The organism is Pseudomonas mandelii, from assembly GCF_024138395.1.
GTDB lineage: Bacteria > Pseudomonadota > Gammaproteobacteria > Pseudomonadales > Pseudomonadaceae > Aquipseudomonas > Aquipseudomonas mandelii_E.
Window position 1 is genome coordinate 343843 of the sequence record NZ_JAMYDU010000004.1, and the last position, 18436, is coordinate 362278.

Consider the following 18436-nt stretch of genomic DNA (forward strand, 5'->3'; position numbering starts at 1 on the left):
GAAGGCGATCGACGTTAAAACCGGTTTACGAGTGCACTTGCACCAACGTGGCTTCGGACTGCTGGCTTACATCGTCGAGACGCTCGACCGAATAAGATACTCGGACCGTCAAGTCCTGATGCTCGCGCCAAAACCTGTAGGGAACGATAAATACCAGCGGTTGACCGGCCATTTCCCGGAAGACTTCACGATCATCGCGATGATTGAAATGCTCACCGTCACATTTCAGATAAACCAGTTCCCCCTCTTCGGCCTGAGCATTGTCGATCACGACAGTGACACCATCGATCGCATCTTGCACATCCAGCCAACCCTCATCGGTTTCCAGCACGGTAGGTGGCAAAAGCGGTTCTCGTTCCAGCGGGCCGATCAACAGTTGTGCAGGCTCCGAGAAACGTGACGCTTGCCCCTTCTGCTCGACGCAGTAGCCGATCGCAACGGCTGCCCCGAGGTTGAGTGCAATACAGTCGGGATTTACCCAGAACGACAGTTCGCCGCCGACTGCAAAGGATTCGATTTTCAATGTGTCATTGAAGCTCGCGTGTGGCGTGACACCTGCCCAGGACAGCAGGACCCGATCTCCAGCCGCCATCCGCGCATAGGGTCTGATCGTTACGCGTACGCCCTGCTCCACTCTGTCCGGATCGAGCGTGCCGCCCACTGCATCGTTCACAATCACAGGCAGCAAATCTGGCCGGGCATCACCGACGCTCAGGTACAAACGCCCGGACTCCACAGGTTCGCAAAGGCGCGCAGTGTAGAGGGCGTAATAAACCTCGAGTGACCCGCCGTCCAATGCGGCGATGTGTACGGCCGATACGCAAAACACAATCGTCCTGCCCACCTGAGCTTCGCTGACAAACCGCGATACCTCATGCCGATACGCAACACCCTCTGAATCGATACCTGACCAGAACATGACCAGCTTGTCCCCGCAAGCCATGTGCGGGTAAGGCGCGACAGTGACAATGGCCTTATTGTCGGACGGATCGAGCGTGGCGTTATCCGCCTGATCCAGCTGTGGTGCCGCCATGCATTGCTCTACAACCTTCAAGCTATCTGCTTCATAACTAGCCATTCATACACTCCAGTCCTTGGAATCAATGCCGTCTTGAGGCCGGCATCGAAGAAGCTTATTGAAACCCGCAGCGCTGATTCGCGCTGCCGGACAATCGCGTCGGCTTGCGCGGTAAAAGGACGTTTCACAAGTAGGTCATTGCGAGGAAGCGCGCCGTCATCGCTAAAAAGATGTCCGGATATTCCGACCAAGACCTCACGTTCATCTGAACTTTCGTACCATTTCTATTCCGTTTTCATCAGGTTACAGCGGCTTTTTCATACATCGCTGAGCGGGTTGTGTGCTTTAGAGTGCCCCCTTGAGCACACACCGACCCTACTTCGAAAAAGGAATCTACATGCTACGGAATGCAACCACTCAGTATCCGATCCTGCTGGTCCATGGGCTGTTCGGCTTCGATCGCATCGGCAATCTGGAACTGTTCCATGACGTCAAACTGGCCCTGAGAAGTGCCGGCGCGAGGGTTTTCATCCCTCATCTGTCAGCCACCCACAGCAATGAAACTCGCGGTGAACAACTGTTGGCCCAGATCGACCGGGTATTGCAGGGAACCGGTGCAAGCAAAGTCAACCTGATCGGTCACAGTCAGGGCGCACTGGCTGCACGGTATGCGGGAGCGCTAGCGCCGGAGTCGGTCGCTTCGGTGACCTCTGTCAGCGGGCCTAACCATGGCTCGGAACTGGCCGACTTCCTGCGCAAGGCGCTGACGCCCGGGCGCCTGCCGGAACAGGTCGCCGGAGCGGTGGCCACACTGTTCGCCGACTTCCTGTCGTTGCTCAGTGGCAGCCGACACCTGCCGCAGAACGCCATCGCCGCGCTCAATGCACTGACTACCGAAGGCGTCGGCGCATTCAACGACAAGTACCCTCAAGGGTTACCGAAAACCTGGGGCGGCAAGGGTCGCGAACGGGTGAACGGCGTGCGCTACTATTCCTGGAGCGGCACCCTGCAGGGAAATATTGTCGATGAGGGACTCCATGCACTCAATCCGCTGCATGGGTTCCTCCGGGCCTTCTCCCACTATTTCACCACCGAAGCCGAGCAGAATGACGGGTTGGTCGGCCGATTCAGCACCCATCTGGGTAAAGTGATCCGTTCGGACTACCCGCTGGATCATCTGGACAGCCTGGGCCAGACAACCGGTCAGGTCCGCCAGGGCGTCGACCCGGTCTCCCTGTATGTCCAGCATGCCGAACGCTTGAGAAATGCCGGCCTTTAAGCAATGCCGGGATGCCGCGCGATGTGGACGCAACTGATTTTGACGGAATTGATTTTGACGGAACTTTGAGAGAGAAATAGCCCACTGAATCCGGTAGGCTCCGCATTTTATTGAACATTGAATGGAGTATTTTCCCATGGCCAAAGCCACTGCCCGTCACATCCTGGTTTCCAGCGAAGAAAAGTGCAACGAACTCAAAGCCCAGATCGAAGCCGGCGCCGACTTCGCCGAAGTAGCCAAAGCCAACTCCAGCTGCCCTTCCAGCCGCCAGGGCGGTGACTTGGGTTCGTTCGGCCCGGGCCAGATGGTCAAGGAATTCGACACCGTGGTCTTCAGCGCGCCGATCAACGTGGTGCAAGGCCCGGTCAAGACCCAGTTCGGTTACCACCTGCTGGAAGTGACCAGTCGTCAGGACTGATCAACGCTTTGAGTTTGCTAGATAACGGCCCGCCTTTTGGTGGGCCGTTATTTTTTCGTTACGTGATACGGCTGGCGAGGGACGCGCCGCTAGCGTACAAATTGTGGTTATCGACCACCCGGCTCCAAGGCTGACAATGCGACTGGCTTTCCCTACTTTATTGTTCACTGCCGTGGCCCTGTTGCTCAGTGCCGCAGGTGTGAACGCTGCACCGCAACATGCGTTGACCGTGTACGGTGAACCGGCGAAATATCCCCCTGGCTTCAGCCATTTCGCCTACACCAATCCGCAAGCGCCCAAGGGCGGCACGATGCGTCGTTCAGCGATGGAAATTGGCCATTTCGACCATATCCTGCCGTACATCGACAAGGGCACGGGTGTCACGCAGATCGACGGCTTGATCTACTCGCCCCTGGCCCAGCGCTCGCTGGACGAGCCCTATACCGTTTATGGCCTTGTAGCCCAGCAGATGGAACGTGCCGAGAACGGACTGTCTCTGCGCTTTTATCTGAATCCGAAGGCCCGTTTCGCCGACGGCAAGCCAATCACCGCCGAAGACGTGCGCTACACCTTCAACCTGCTGATGACCCAGGGCAGCCTGCGCTATCGCACCCAATTCGCCGACGTCAAAGGCGTCGAAGTAGAGTCGCCACTCACCATTCGGTTCGACTTCAAGAGCAACGAAAACCGCACCCTGACCCTCGACATCGCCACTTTGCCGGTATTTCCCGAACACTGGTGGAAAACCCGCGACTTTGCCAACGGCGGCGGTTACGAGCCGCCACTGGGCAGCGGGCCGTACCGCGTGAAAAAGGTCGACTCCGGGCGCAGCATTACCTTCGAACGTAACGCCGATTGGTGGGGCAAGGACCTACCGGTCAGTCGCGGCCTCTATAACTTCGATCATTTCAGCATCGAGTACTTCGGCGATACCGACGTCGCCCGTCAGGTGCTGCGTGGCGGCGCCTATGACTACAACCGCGAATTCTCCGCCACCGCCTATTCCATCGGCTACGAAAGCCCGGCCCTGAGCGACGGTCGCCTGCAAAAAGCCCACTTGGCCAAAGAGGCACCGCAATCGGCCCAGGGGTTTGTGTTCAATCTGCAAAACTCGATGTTCCAGGACCGCCGAGTGCGCCAGGCCCTGGCCATGCTGTGGGATTTCGAATGGAGCAACCGGCAGATGATGCGCAACATGTACATCCGCCAGCAGAGTTTCTTTTCCAACACCGACCTCGCCGCCCGGCAACTGCCCGATGCAGGTGAACGGGCGATCCTCGAACCGCTGCGCGGGCAGATTCCTGACGAAGTCTTCACCCAGGTCTTCGAAGCCCCGAAAACCGATGGCAGCGGCGTGATACGCGATAAACAGTTGCAGGCCCTGAAACTGCTCGAAGAGGCGGGCTGGAAACCCGATGGCGATCAACTGGTCAATGCCGAAGGTCAACCGCTGAGCTTCACCTTCCTGATCAGCCAGAACGGCATGGACCGACTACTGCTGCCTTATAAGCGCACCCTGAAACAAATCGGCATCGACCTGAATATTCGCCGCATCGATGCCTCTCAGTACGTAAACCGCTTGATGTCCCGGGATTACGACATGATCGTCACCGGCTACCCGGTCACTACTTCGCCGGGCAACGAGTTGTACAACTATTTTGGTTCGGCGGCGGCCAACGATCCCGGTTCCAACAACTATATGGTGCTGAAGAACCCGGCGGTCGACACGCTGGTCAACGGCCTGGTTCGCGCCACCACCCAGGCTGACATGCTGCGCTACGCCCATGCCCTGGACCGAGTCCTGCAATGGAACTTCTATTGGATTCCCAATTATTACCCGCCGGGCAGCTCGACCGTGTGGTGGAACCGTTTCGGCATTCCCTCTGTGCAAGCGAGCAATGACGCAGCCATTGAGAGTTGGTGGCAAGTGAGTTCCACCCCGTTGACCAATCAACAGATGACCGCCGAGCTCATCAAACGCGGCAAGCCTGGAGGACCGCACTGATGTGGGCTTACGTACTGCGGCGCTTGCTGCTGATCATTCCGACACTGGTGATAATTCTTCTGGTCAATTTCGTTATCGTTCAGGCCGCACCCGGTGGCCCGGTGGAACAAGCCATTGCGCAGTTGCAAGGCATCGGCGGCGCGAATGTCGGCGGAGGTTCCAGCGACGCCGCGCAGGGTAGTTCGCGTGCCAGCCGTGGGCTCGACCCGCAGCTGATCAAAGAGATCGAAAAACAATACGGCTTCGATAAGCCCGCACCAGAACGTCTGTGGCTGATGCTCAAGAGCTACGCCCGCCTCGACTTCGGCAAGAGCTTTTTCCGCGGCGCCACGGTCACCGACCTGATTCTGGAAAAAATGCCGGTGACCATTTCCCTCGGGCTCTGGGCCACGTTGATCACCTACCTGGTGTCGATTCCTCTGGGGATCCGCAAGGCTGTGCACCATGGCAGCCATTTCGATATCTGGAGCAGCACCGCGATCATCATCGGTTATGCGATGCCGGCGTTCCTGTTCGCGATGTTCCTGATCGTGATCTTCGCCGGTGGCACCTCATTGAACTGGTTCCCGGTGCGCGGACTGGTCTCGGACAATTTCGAGTCACTGTCGACCCTGGGCAAAATCGTCGATTACTTCTGGCACCTGGTGCTGCCGGTGACGTCGCTGGTGGTCGGCGGTTTCGCGACCCTGACCATCCTCACCAAAAACTCCTTCCTCAATGAAATCACCCGCCAATACGTGGTCACCGCCCGGGCCAAGGGCTTGAGCGAACGCCGGGTGCTTTACGGCCATGTGTTTCGCAACGCCATGCTGCTGGTGGTGTCGGGGATTCCGCAGGCGTTCATCAGCGTTTTTTTCGCCGGCTCGCTGCTGATCGAAGTGATTTTTTCCCTCGATGGCCTGGGGCGCATGAGTTACGAAGCCGCGGTGTCACGGGACTATCCGGTGGTATTCGGTTCGCTGTTCATCTTCACCTTGTTCGGCCTGCTGATAAAACTCATCGGAGACCTCTGCTACACCCTGGTCGACCCGCGCATCGACTTCGCCGCGAGGAACGCCTGATGTTCAAGCTCTCGCCGCTGGGCCGTCGCCGTTTCGAGCGTTTCAAGAAAAACCGCCGGGGCTGGTGGTCGCTGTGGTTGTTTATCGGCCTGTTCCTGCTGACCCTGGGCGGCGAGCTGATCGCCAACGACAAACCGCTGATGGTCAGTTATCAGGGCTCATTGTATTTCCCGGCGTTCAAACGCCACACCGAGCAGGAGTTTGGCGGACAACTGCCCTTTCAGGCCGACTATCGCAGCGAATACGTGCAGAAGCTGATCCACAAGGATGGCGGCTGGATGCTGTTCCCACCGATCCCGTTCAGCGACGACACGCCCAATTACGACCTCAATCAACCGGCACCGAGCCCGCCGTCGAAGGTCAACTGGCTGGGCACCGACGATCAGGCTCGCGACGTGTTGGCCCGGGTGATTTTCGGCGCGCGGGTGTCGATTCTGTTCGCGCTGGCGCTGACCTTCATCAGTGCGTTGATCGGCATCGCCGCCGGTGCGCTGCAAGGCTATTACGGCGGCTGGGTCGACCTGATCGGTCAGCGCTTGCTGGAAGTCTGGTCAGGGCTGCCGGTGCTGTACCTGCTGATCATTCTTTCGGGCTTCGTCGAGCCGAATTTCTGGTGGCTGCTGGGAATCATGGCGCTGTTTTCCTGGCTGGCCCTGGTGGACGTGGTGCGCGCCGAGTTCCTGCGCGGGCGCAACCTGGAATACGTCAAGGCAGCCCGTGCGCTGGGCCTGACCGATCGCAAGGTGATCGTGCGGCACATTCTGCCCAACGCGATGAACGCCACCCTGAGTTATTTGCCGTTCATTTTGACCGGGGCGATATCCACTCTCACGGCGCTGGATTTCCTCGGCTTCGGCATGCCGGCCGGCAGTGCATCGCTGGGTGAATTGATCGGTCAAGGCAAGCAGAACCTGCAGGCACCGTGGCTGGGTCTCACAGCGTTTTTCACCCTGGCGCTGATTCTTTCTTTATTGGTGTTCATTGGCGAGGCATTGCGCGATGCCTTTGACCCACGATCTTGATCCATGCTCTTGATCGACAACCATGAGGCGGACTGTTGATATGACTGACAACCTGATCGAAATCCGTGACCTCAACGTGGCCTTCAGCGGCCAGACCGTGGTGCGCAACCTGTGCCTGGACATCCGTCCTGGCGAGTGCCTGGCGCTGGTCGGCGAGTCGGGTTGCGGCAAGTCGGTGACCGCCCACTCGATCCTGCAACTGCTGCCCGAAACCGGCACTCAGACCACCGGCAGTATTCGCTATCGCGGCCAGGAATTGATCGGCGCCGACATCAAGACTTTGCGTGAACTGCGCGGCAACCGGATCGCGATGATCTTCCAGGAGCCGATGACCTCCCTCAACCCGCTGCATAGCATTGAAAAGCAGATCGGCGAAACCCTGCTGCTGCATAAAGGGCTGGGCGGCAAAGCGGCGCAAGCGCGGATTCTCGAGTTGCTGCAACTGGTGGGCATCCAGAAACCCGAAGAGCGGCTCAAGGCCTATCCTCATCAACTGTCCGGCGGCCAGCGGCAACGGGTGATGATCGCCATGGCCCTGGCCTGCGAGCCGGAATTGCTGATCGCCGACGAGCCGACCACCGCGCTGGATGTGACGGTGCAGCGCAAGATCCTGCTGCTGCTCAAATCCCTGCAACAGCGGCTCGGCATGTCGCTGTTGCTGATCAGCCACGACCTCAATCTGGTGCGCAGCATCGCTCAGCGAGTGTGCGTAATGAAGGCTGGGGAAATCGTCGAGCAGGCGCCCTGCGAAACATTGTTCACCGAGCCGAAACATCCCTACAGCTGCGTGCTGCTGAACGCCGAACCGGAAGGTGAAGCCCTGCCCCGGGACGAACGTGAAAAAGTCCTGGAAGTGGATAATTTGCAGGTGCAGTTCGTCATCGGTGGTGGCCTGTTTCAGCGTAAAACTTACCTGCGCGCGGTGGACGGCATCAGCCTGAATATTCAGCGCGGCAAGACTCTGGGCATCGTCGGTGAATCCGGTTCGGGCAAATCCACGCTGGGGCAGGCGATCCTGCGCTTGCTCGATTCCGAAGGCAGCATTCGCTTTCAGGGTGAGGCCCTGGATGGCTTGACGCAAAAGCAGCTGCGTCCTTGGCGCAAGAAGATGCAGGTGGTGTTTCAAGATCCCTTCGGCAGCCTCAGCCCGCGGATGTCCGTGGCGCAGATCATCAGTGAAGGCCTTGAGGTTCACAGCCAATCCACCCCGGATGAATGCGAAGCGCAAGTGATCCGAGTGCTGGAAGAAGTCGGCCTCGATCCGCAAAGCCGTCATCGCTACCCGCACGAATTCTCCGGCGGCCAACGCCAGCGCATCGCCATTGCCCGCGCGCTGGTACTGAAACCGGCGCTGATCCTGCTCGACGAACCGACCTCGGCGCTGGATCGCACGGTGCAAAAACAAGTGGTCGCCCTGCTCCGCCAGCTTCAGGAAAAACATGGCCTGACCTACCTGTTCATCAGCCACGACCTGGCGGTGATCCGCGCCCTGGCCCACGACATGATCGTGATCAAGGACGGCAAAGTGGTGGAAAGCGGCGCCAGCCACGACGTGTTCGACTCACCGCAGCATCCGTATACCAAAGAGCTGTTGGCGGCGGCGCATCCGGGGTGGGCATAATCGGCGTCATACCGTCAGACCGCGTCGCCCCAATCGCGAGCAGGCTCGCTCCCACAGAGGATTTGTGAACGACACAGATCCCCTGTGGGAGCGAGCCTGCTCGCGATGAGGCCCGCACAAACACCACATATTCTGGACATGAAGCCCATGAACACCACCGAAAGCCTCAAGGACTACCAGCGCGTTCGCACCCTGGCGATCCGCTCGCTGTTCGAAATCATCGAACAATCGAGCGAGGGCACGGTGATTGTCGACCGCGATGCGAACATCGTCTGGATGAATGAGCGTTATGCCCGGCGTTTCGGTCTCGAATCGGCCGCAGGTGCGATCGGCAGGGCCTGTGAAAGCGTGATCCCCGGCAGCCTGTTGCGCGACGTGGTGCGCACCGGACGACCCATCCTGCTGGACATGCAGGACACCCCCAAGGAACCGCTGGTGGTGATGCGTCTGCCGATTCACGACGATGCCGGCGCGGTGATCGGCGCCATCGGTTTTGCCCTGTTCGATGAATTGCGCAGCCTGTCGCCGATGCTCAAGCGCTACCTGAGCATGCAGGAAGAACTGGCATCGACCCGCTCGCTGCTGCGGGCGCGGCAGACCAAGTACAACTTCGCCCATTTCATCGGCACCAGCGCCGCCAGTCTCGAAGTCAAACGCCGCGCCCGGCGCGGCGCCAGTGCCGAGTCTCCGGTGTTGCTGCTCGGCGAAACCGGTACCGGCAAGGAGCTGCTGGCTCAGGCGATTCATGGTGCCTCGCCTCGGGCGCACAAAGCGTTCGTCAGTATCAACAGCGCGGCGATTCCCGAGTCACTGCTGGAAGCCGAATTCTTTGGCACCGCGCCCGGCGCATTCACCGGCGCCGATCGCAAGGGCCGCACCGGCAAACTGCAGATCGCTCAGGGCGGCACGCTGTTTCTCGATGAGATCGGCGACATGCCACTGCCACTGCAAAGCAAGCTGCTGCGGGTGTTGCAGGAAAAGGAATTCGAGCCCGTAGGTTCCAACGAAGTGATCCAGAGTGATGTGCGGGTGATCGCGGCCACTTCCACTGACCTGGAAGCGGCGATCAAACGCGGCGAGTTTCGCGCCGACTTGTATTACCGCCTCAACGTGCTGCCGATTCAGGTCCCGCCCCTGCGTGATCGCCTCGATGACCTGCCGGCCCTCAGCGAAGGGATTCTCGAAGAGCTGCGCAGTCAGCACGAACTGAACCCCGAAGCCTTGGATTTGTTGGGTCAACATGCCTGGCCAGGAAACATCCGCGAACTGCGCAACGTGCTGGAGCGCGCAGCGTTGCTCAGTGATGATTTGATTCTGAACGCGGCGGATATCCGCGCGGCGATTGGCCGTTTTACCCCGGTGCAGCGTGTGGCGCCCTTGGCCATCGGGCCGGTTGCCCATGAAACCTTCAGTGAGGCTCGTGAACGGTTTGATCGGCAGTTGATTGAAGCCGCCCTCGCGCAATGCGGCGGGAAGGTTATCGAAGCGGCGGCCCGGTTGGGGCTGGGGCGGTCGACGTTGTACAAGAAGATGGTGGCGTTGGGGATTATCGAGTCTACATAAAGAGACATAGATCTCCATTGGTAGATATGGCCCCTTCGCGGGCAAGCCTCGCTCCTACAGGGTGGTGCAGTGCTGTAAACAATCACAATCCCGTAGGAGCGAGGCTTGCCCGCGAAAGCGTCAGCCCAGCCACAGAAAATCTCAATACAGAGACAAAAACCCGCACAACCATCTCACCAATAAATAATTCCTTTGAATTTCAACAGCTTACCTTCTGGCACGAAACTCGCTATAGCCCCTCCCACATAGCTTCAACCTACAAAAATAACAATCCAGGAGACACACCATGAGTGTGATCATTGCCTTGGCAGCCCTCACGCTGCTAATGGTGGCTGCTTACCGTGGCTACAGCGTTATCCTCTTTGCCCCGATCGCCGCCCTCGGTGCCGTCCTGCTCACCGACCCTTCCGCCGTTGCCCCCGTCTTCACCGGGGTGTTCATGGAAAAAATGGTCGGCTTCGTCAAACTGTATTTCCCGGTGTTCCTGCTCGGTGCCGTGTTCGGCAAGTTGATCGAGTTGTCGGGCTTCTCCCGCTCCATCGTTGCCGCAGCCATTCGTGTGCTCGGCACTCGTCAGGCGATGCTGGTGATCGTGCTGGTCTGCGCCCTGCTCACTTATGGCGGCGTGTCGCTGTTTGTGGTGGTGTTTGCGGTCTACCCGTTTGCTGCCGAGATGTTCCGTCAGAGCAATATCCCCAAGCGTCTGATCCCGGCGACCATCGCCCTCGGCGCGTTCTCGTTCACCATGGACGCCCTGCCCGGCACGCCGCAGATCCAGAACATCATCCCCAGCACCTTCTTCAACACCACCGCCTGGGCCGCACCGTGGCTGGGTGTGATCGGCACAATTTTCGTGTTCTGCGCCGGCATGCTGTTTCTGCAGAGCCAGCGCAACAAAGCCCAGCGCAGCGGTGAGGGATATGGCTCAGCGTTGCGCAACGAGCCGGAAACCGCGCCGGACATCAAACTGCCCAACCCATGGATCGCGCTGTCGCCGCTGTTGATGATGGGCCTGATGAACCTGCTGTTCACCCGTTGGATTCCAGAGTGGTACGGCAAGACTCACAGCCTTTCGCTGCCGGGCATGGCAGCGCCCGTGACCACCGACATCGCCAAGCTGACGGCGATCTGGGCGGTCCAGGCGGCGTTGCTGGTGGGCATCGTCATGGTGCTGGTGTTCGCCTTTCAGACGATTCGCGGCAAGTTGGCCGAAGGCAGTAAAAGTGCGGTCAGCGGTGCACTGCTGGCGGCCATGAACACGGCGTCGGAATACGGTTTCGGTGCGGTGATCGCGTCGTTGCCGGGTTTTCTGGTGCTGTCCGGCTGGCTCAAAAGCATTCCCAATCCGCTGGTCAATGAAGCGATTACCGTGACCCTGCTGGCCGGTATCACCGGTTCGGCGTCGGGCGGCATGAGTATTGCCCTGGCGGCAATGTCCGAGACGTTCATCAGTGCCGCCCACGCCGCCAATATTCCGCTGGAAGTGCTGCACCGGGTCGCCGCGATGGCCAGTGGCGGCATGGACACCCTGCCGCACAACGGCGCGGTGATTACTTTGCTGGCGGTCACCGGTTTGACCCACCGCGAGGCCTACAAAGACATTTTCTGTATTACGCTGATCAAGACACTCGCTGTTTTTGTGGTGATCGGTACTTTCTACGCCACTGGCATTGTGTGAGGTATTCATGACGACTCTTTCGGGCAAGACCGCACTGGTCACCGGTTCCACCAGCGGCATCGGTCTGGGGATCGCCCTGAGCCTGGCCAAGGCTGGCGCCAACTTGATTCTCAACGGTTTCGGCGATGCGTCCTCGGTGGTTGCTGAAATCGAAAAATTCGGCGGCAAAGTCGGCCATCACCCGGCCGACGTCAGCGACCCGGCGCAGATCGCCGAGATGATTGAATACGCCGAGCGTGAGTTCGGCGGCGTGGATATCCTGGTCAACAACGCGGGCATCCAGCACGTGGCGTCGGTGGAAGATTTTCCGGTGGAGCGCTGGGATTCGATCATTGCGATCAACCTGTCGTCGGTGTTTCACAGCACCCGTTTGAGCCTGCCGGGGATGCGCACCAAGGGCTGGGGACGAATCATCAACATCGCGTCAGTGCATGGCCAGGTCGGGTCGGTGGGCAAGGCGGCGTACGTCGCGGCCAAGCATGGTGTGATCGGCCTGACCAAGGTGGTCGGTCTGGAAACCGCTACGACGAACGTCACCTGCAATGCGATCTGCCCGGGTTGGGTGCTGACGCCGCTGGTGCAGAAGCAGATCGATGATCGCGCCGCGACCGGGATCGACCCGCAGCAGGCGCAACATGATTTGCTGGCCGAGAAGCAACCGTCCCTGGAATTCGTGACGCCGCCGCAGCTGGGTGAGTTGGTGCTGTTTTTATGCAGCGAAGCCGGTAGCCAGGTGCGTGGCGCCGCGTGGAATATTGATGGTGGGTGGTTGGCGCAGTAACCCGCCGCCAGCCCCCTGACATTGATCGTTCCCACGCTCTGCGTGGGAATGCAGCCCGGGACGCTCTGCGTCCCAAAGCGGACGCAGAGCGTCCATTGAGGCATTCCCACGCAGAGCGTGGGAACGAGAGAGGCCAAGCCATGTCCGACATCCTCTGGCAACCCGGCACCGAGCGCATCGGCAAGACCCGCATGGAGGCCTTCCGGCGCTTCGTCAATCAGCGACATTCCCTTGATATCGCCAACTACCCTGCCCTGCATCAATGGAGCATCGATCAGCGGGCAGCTTTCTGGCAGGCCATCGTCGATTTCTTCGACATTCGTTTTCACGATCAGCCAGACGCTGTGCTAGTAGAGGGCGAACAAATGCCCAGCGCCCAGTGGTTCCCCGGCGCCACGCTTAATTTCGCCGAACACCTGCTGCGCCGTCGCGACGATGCCGTGGCGGTGGTGGCTATCGGCGAAAACGGCCAACGGGAACAACTGACCTGGGCCGAACTGGCGAGCCACGTCGCCGGCTTTCAAAACAGCCTGAAAGCCGCCGGTATCGGTATCGGCGACCGCGTGGCCGCGTGCATGCCGAACACTTGGCAAACTCTTGTCGCCATGCTCGCCACCACCAGTCTCGGCGCGATCTGGTCTTGTTCCTCACCCGACTTCGGTACCCACGGGGTGATCGATCGCTTCGGCCAGATCGAGCCGAAAGTGCTGCTCACCTGCGCCGGTTACCGCTACGCCGGCAAAGAGATCGACCAGACCGCCAAGGTCAACGAAATCCTCGGGCAACTGCCGTCCTTGCAACAATTGATCGTTGTCCCTTACGCACGACCCCAGGCGCGCATTGAAGACTTCCGCAGCCAGGCCAACGTGACGCTCTGGGACGATTTCTACGAGCCGGGCGGCGAGCCGCAATTCGTTCCCGTGCCCTTCGCTCATCCGCTGTACATCCTCTATTCCAGCGGCACCACTGGCGTGCCGAAATGCATTGTTCACAGCACCGGCGGCGTGCTGCTGCAACACGTCAAGGAACATGGCCTGCACACCGATCTAGGCCCCGGCGACCGTTTGTTCTACTACACCACCTGCGGCTGGATGATGTGGAACTGGCTGGTTTCGGCCCTGGCCGTCGACTGCGCCGTGGTGCTGTACGACGGCTCGCCGTTTCATCCAGGCCCGGAGCGTTTGATCGACCTGATCGACGACGAACGCATCAACGTCTTCGGCACCAGTCCCAAGTTCATCACCTCGCTGGAAAGCAATGGTGTAAAGCCGTGCGAAAGTCATGACCTGAGCAGCCTCAAAACCGTGTTGTCCACCGGTTCCGCGCTGTCCCCGCAAAGCTTCGATTACGTCTATCGCGCGTTCAAGTCCGACCTGTGCCTGTCCTCGATGTCTGGCGGCACCGACATCGTTTCGTGCTTTGTGATCGGTAATCCGGTCCTGCCGGTACGCCGTGGCGAAATGCAATGCAAGAGCCTGGGCATGGCGGTCGAAGTCTGGAACGATGCCGGTACGCCTGTGATCGGGGAAAAAGGCGAACTGGTGTGCACCCGACATTTTCCGGCGATGCCCATCGGTTTGTGGCATGACCCTGACGGGGAGAAGCTGCGAAAGTCCTATTTCAGCCTGTTCCCCGGTGTCTGGGCCCAGGGCGATTACGCCGAGCAACTGCCTCACGGCGGCATGCTGATCCACGGCCGCTCTGACGCGGTGCTCAACCCCGGCGGCGTCCGCATCGGCACGGCGGAAATCTATCGTCAGGTGGAAAAAGTCCCGCAGGTGTTGGACAGCGTCGCCATTGGTCAGCAATGGCAGGATGACGTGCGAGTGGTGCTGTTCGTGAAGTTGCGTGAGGGTGTCGCGCTGGACGAAGCGCTGCAACAACAGATTCGTCAGGTCATCCGCGCCAACACCACCCCACGGCATGTGCCGGCGAAGATTGTCGCGGTGACGGACATTCCGCGGACCATCAGCGGCAAGGTGGTCGAGTTGGCGGTGAGGAATGTGGTGCATGGCCAGAAGGTAAAGAACACTGATGCACTGGCCAATCCCGAGGCACTGGAGCAGTTTCGCGACCGCCCCGAACTCAATGATTGAAACGTAGTTCCACTGTGGGAGCGGGCTTGCTCGCGAAAGAGGTCTATCAGCCAACATCCATGTTGAATGTGAAATCGTCTTCGCGAGCAAGCCCGCTCCCACATTTGATCGTCGTTGTCAGCGCTAGTCCACTAATCCCCACTCACCCGGCGGTGTATGGGGGCCGGGTGTAGTCTCGGCGTGCATTTTCAGGCGCAGTCGCAAGTTGTTCACCGAGTCCGCATGTTTCAACGCCTCTGCCTCATCGATCGCGCCCTCGGCGAACAGTTCGAACAGCGCCCCATCAAACGTCTGCATCCCCGCCTCTGACGACTTCTCCATAATCCCCTTGAGCTCGGAAAGCTCATTGCGCCGGATCAGGTCGCCGATGGTCGGCGTTCCCAGCATCACCTCCACCGCCGCCCGGCGCTGCCCATCGCGGCTGCGCACCAAGCGCTGGGAAACAAACGCCTTGAGGTTATTGCCCAGGTCATGCAGTAGCTGCGTCCGGCGCTCTTCGGGAAAGAAGTTGATCACGCGGTCCAGTGCCTGATTGGCGTTGTGCGCATGCAAAGTGGAAATTACCAGATGACCGGTATCGGCAAATGCCAGCGCATGCTCCATAGTCTCGCGGTCGCGAATTTCGCCGATCAGTACCACGTCCGGCGCCTGGCGCAGGGTGTTTTTCAACGCTGCATGAAAACTACGGGTGTCTACGCCGACCTCACGCTGGTTGATGATCGACTTCTTGTGCCGATGAATAAACTCGACCGGGTCTTCGATGGTGATGATATGGCCGCTGCTGTGGCGATTGCGGTAATCGATCAGTGCCGCCAGCGAGGTCGACTTGCCTGAGCCGGTCGAACCGACGAACAATATCAGCCCTTGTTTGAGCATCACGGTTTCGAGCAGGACCGGTGGCAGCTTGAGGTCTTCGAAGCGCGGAATGTCGAGTTTGATGTTGCGCGCCACGATCGACACATCATTGCGCTGCTTGAAGATATTGAGCCGAAAGCGCCCGATCCCGGCCAGGGAAAGCGCTAGGTTCATTTCCAGTTCGCGATCGAACTCCAGGCGCTGTTCGGCGTCCATGATGGACGCGGCAATGGCCGCGATTTCTCCGGGCTTGAACGGTTGCTCGGCCAGGGATTTAAGCACACCGTCAAATTTCGCGCTGGGTGGCGCGCCCGTGGACAGGTAAAGATCGGAGCCATTGCGGCTGGCCAGAATTTGCAACAGTGCATCGATTTCCATGGCAAAAAGCACCCGCGAAGCATTCAAATTGAAAAAATGATCCAAAACGGATCATTCAGCATCTACCACCCTGCAAGGATAGTAGACGCCGCCACACCGACTTACGCGCAGGACATTGTAATGAACGCACCACCGACCGCCAGCGATGCCCAAGCCTTGATTGCCCGACTGGACTGGACAGACAACCCGCTGGGCGCCTCCGATCACTGGCCGCAGAGCCTGCGCACCGCCGTGGACATTGTGATTCACTCACCGATGCCGATGCTGTTGCTGTGGGGCCCGCAGCTCACGCAGATCTACAACGACGGTTTCGCCTTCCTCGCCGGCAGCAAGCACCCACACGCTTTCGGACAACCGACGCACCTTATCTGGCCAGAACTGAAAGACTTCACCGACCCGATTTACAGCGCCGTCCTACAGGGCCAGGTGCGGACCTACAGCGAACAGCGCTTTACCCTCCAGCGCGACGGGCGCGATTCCGACTTCTGGCTGGATTTGACCTACAGCCCCATTCGCAATGAAAACGCCGAGGTCGCCGGTATTCTGGTCACGGCCATCGAAACCAATGAACGCCGCCGCATCGCCCTGGAACTCGAGCAACGCTCCGCCGCGAGCCTCAAGGCCCAGCAGGAAACCGAGCAGCGCCTGCAACTGGCGCTGGCCGCCACCGATGCCGTTGGCACCTGGGACTGGGACATCGGCGAAGACCGTTTCATCGCCGATGCCCACTTCGCCCAATTGCATGGCGTCGACGCAGCCCTGGCCAACCAGTTGCCCATCAGCGAATACCTCCATGGCGTGCACCCGGAAGACCGCGCCATGATTGCCCGCAGCATCAAGCATTGCATCACCCATGGCAGCGAGTACGCCGAGGAATATCGTTTGCTGCAAGCCGACGGCCAATTGCGCTGGGTGTTTGCCCGAGGCCGCTGCTACAAGGATCATCATGGCCGGCCGATTCGTTTCCTCGGCGCCGCATTGGACCTGACCGAACGCAAACACATCGAACAAGCCCTTCGCCAGAGCCAGACCGAGCTGCAGCTGATCATCAATGCCATGCCCATCCTGATCAGTTACGTCGACAGCGAGGAGCGCTTTCGTCTGAACAATGCCGCCTATCTGGAATGGTATGGCTTGACGCCCCAGGAACTTTACGGCCGCACCGTCCGTGAAGTGCTGGGCGATGAAGCTTATGCCCTGCGCGCCGAACACATTGCCGAGGCGCTGAAAGGCAAGGCCTGCAGTTTCAGCATCAGCGCCGCGCATCGCGATGGCAGCACCCGTCAGGCCCTGATGAACTACCTGCCGCGTCATGGCGCGGATGGCGCGGTCAATGGTTTTTACATCTTCGTGATCGACGAGACTGAGCGCAAACAGACCGAAGAAGCCCTGCGCAACCTCAACGAAACCCTTGAAGAACGCGTGAGCGCCCGCACTCAGCAATTGGCCGAAGCCAACCAGCGACTGCAAAACGAGATGTTCGAACGCGAGCGCGCTGAAGACGCCTTGCGGCATGCGCAGAAAATGGAAGCGGTGGGACAGCTCACCGGCGGCATCGCCCATGACTTCAACAACATGCTCACCGGGATCATCGGCAGCCTCGATTTGATGCAGCGCTACATTGCCGACGGGCGTGCCGCCGAGATTGGTCGCTTCACCGAAGCCGCGGTGTCCTCGGCCCACCGCGCCGCCGCCCTGACCCATCGTCTGCTGGCGTTCTCCCGACGCCAGTCGCTGGATCGCAAGCCGCTTGATGCCAACCAACTGGTGCATTCTCTGGAAGATTTGTTCCGCCGGACCAAGGGCGACCATATCGAGCTCAGAATGCAGTTGGCCGATGAAGTCTGGCCGGTCAGTACTGACGTCAGCCAACTGGAGAACGCCCTGCTCAACCTCGTGATCAATGCCCGGGATGCGATGCCCGAAGGCGGCGAGCTGCTGATCGAAACCGCCAACGTTCACCTCGACGGTAGCGACATTACCCCTCTGGAACCGGTCAGGGCCGGGGATTACCTGATGATTGCCGTTAGCGACAACGGCACCGGCATGACCCCGACAGTATTGGCCAAGGCCTTCGACCCGTTTTTCACCACCAAACCCATCGGCCAGGGCACCGGCCTTGGGCTCTCAATGATCTATGGCTTCGCCCAGCAATCGGGCGGGCACGTCAATCTTCACAGCCTGCCGGGCCAGGGCACCTGCGTTCGGCTGTATCTGCCACGGTTGCACGTCGCGGTGCCGGAACTCACGTTGGTGCCGCTCACCGGCGAAACACCGGCTGCGGTGGCCGGTGAAACCGTGGTGCTGGTGGAAGACGATCCGGCAGTGCGCATGCTGGTGCTCGACCTGCTTAATGAGTTGGGTTATCACGCCCATGAAGCCGAAGACGCGAAGGCCGCCCTGCCTTTGCTGGAATCCGACCTGCGGGTCGATCTGCTGGTGACCGATGTCGGGTTGCCGGGCATGAACGGTCGGCAACTGGCGGAAATCGCGCGTCAGCACCGCCCCGACCTCAAGGTGCTGTTCATGACCGGTTATGCGGAAAAAGCCGCCGAACGCCAGGGTTTCCTGGAAGAAGGCATGGACATGGTGGCCAAACCCTTTTCCATTGACCTGTTGGCCAACAAGATTCGCACGATGATCGGCCAAGCGGACTGAGTT

The 18436-nt window shown here is 59.7% G+C and carries 13 protein-coding genes; 11 read left to right on the plus strand and 2 right to left on the minus strand.

Features of this window, described 5'->3' with window-relative positions; genetic code table 11:
- Positions 1–25 precede the first annotated feature (25 nt).
- Positions 26–1078 (minus strand): hypothetical protein, encoded by a 1053-nt coding sequence (locus NHU87_RS10040; protein ID WP_253547931.1) that lies wholly within the window; start codon positions 1076–1078, stop codon positions 26–28.
- A 337-nt stretch (positions 1079–1415) separates the two neighbouring features.
- Here NHU87_RS10040 and NHU87_RS10045 point away from each other — a divergent pair, with 337 nt between their 5' ends.
- From NHU87_RS10045 to NHU87_RS10090, 10 genes are all read left to right on the plus strand, one after another.
- Complete coding sequence (locus tag NHU87_RS10045) at positions 1416–2297, plus strand: esterase/lipase family protein (RefSeq protein WP_253547933.1); 882 nt, start codon at positions 1416–1418, stop codon at positions 2295–2297.
- Positions 2298–2433: 136 nt separating this feature from the next.
- On the plus strand, positions 2434–2715 hold the full coding sequence (locus NHU87_RS10050) for a peptidylprolyl isomerase (RefSeq protein ID WP_007898306.1): 282 nt from the start codon (positions 2434–2436) through the stop codon (positions 2713–2715).
- 136 nt (positions 2716–2851) lie between these two features.
- On the plus strand, positions 2852–4720 hold the full coding sequence (locus tag NHU87_RS10055) for an extracellular solute-binding protein (RefSeq protein ID WP_253547935.1): 1869 nt from the start codon (positions 2852–2854) through the stop codon (positions 4718–4720).
- Entirely contained in the window at positions 4720–5781 is a 1062-nt protein-coding gene (locus NHU87_RS10060) for a microcin C ABC transporter permease YejB (RefSeq protein ID WP_253547937.1), read from the plus strand. The genes NHU87_RS10055 and NHU87_RS10060 overlap by 1 nt, the downstream gene beginning before the upstream one ends.
- Positions 5781–6803 carry an ABC transporter permease gene (locus NHU87_RS10065; RefSeq protein WP_052964331.1) on the plus strand — a complete coding sequence of 341 codons (1023 nt, stop codon included), beginning with the start codon at positions 5781–5783 and terminating at the stop codon, positions 6801–6803. The genes NHU87_RS10060 and NHU87_RS10065 overlap by 1 nt, the downstream gene beginning before the upstream one ends.
- Positions 6804–6843: 40 nt before the next feature.
- Positions 6844–8424: an ABC transporter ATP-binding protein gene (locus tag NHU87_RS10070; protein ID WP_253547940.1), complete on the plus strand. Its 1581-nt coding sequence runs from the start codon at positions 6844–6846 to the stop codon at positions 8422–8424.
- A 147-nt stretch (positions 8425–8571) separates the two neighbouring features.
- The gene (locus NHU87_RS10075) at positions 8572–9987 is read left to right on the plus strand and encodes a sigma-54 interaction domain-containing protein (protein WP_253547942.1); all 1416 of its coding nucleotides are present in this window, start codon (positions 8572–8574) and stop codon (positions 9985–9987) included.
- Between the two features lie 286 nt (positions 9988–10273).
- Complete coding sequence (locus NHU87_RS10080; RefSeq protein WP_253547944.1) at positions 10274–11665, plus strand: GntP family permease; 1392 nt, start codon at positions 10274–10276, stop codon at positions 11663–11665.
- Between the two features lie 7 nt (positions 11666–11672).
- Complete coding sequence (hbdH, locus tag NHU87_RS10085; protein ID WP_253547946.1) at positions 11673–12446, plus strand: 3-hydroxybutyrate dehydrogenase; 774 nt, start codon at positions 11673–11675, stop codon at positions 12444–12446.
- Between the two features lie 140 nt (positions 12447–12586).
- Positions 12587–14542, plus strand: a complete 1956-nt coding sequence (locus NHU87_RS10090; RefSeq protein WP_253547948.1) for an acetoacetate--CoA ligase — start codon at positions 12587–12589, stop codon at positions 14540–14542.
- 123 nt (positions 14543–14665) lie between these two features.
- On the opposite strand, the gene NHU87_RS10095 is transcribed toward NHU87_RS10090, so the two are convergent.
- Positions 14666–15775 (minus strand): PilT/PilU family type 4a pilus ATPase, encoded by a 1110-nt coding sequence (locus NHU87_RS10095; protein WP_253547950.1) that lies wholly within the window; start codon positions 15773–15775, stop codon positions 14666–14668.
- A 120-nt stretch (positions 15776–15895) separates the two neighbouring features.
- Here NHU87_RS10095 and NHU87_RS10100 point away from each other — a divergent pair, with 120 nt between their 5' ends.
- Entirely contained in the window at positions 15896–18433 is a 2538-nt protein-coding gene (locus NHU87_RS10100; RefSeq protein ID WP_253547952.1) for a PAS domain-containing hybrid sensor histidine kinase/response regulator, read from the plus strand.
- Positions 18434–18436 lie beyond the last annotated feature (3 nt).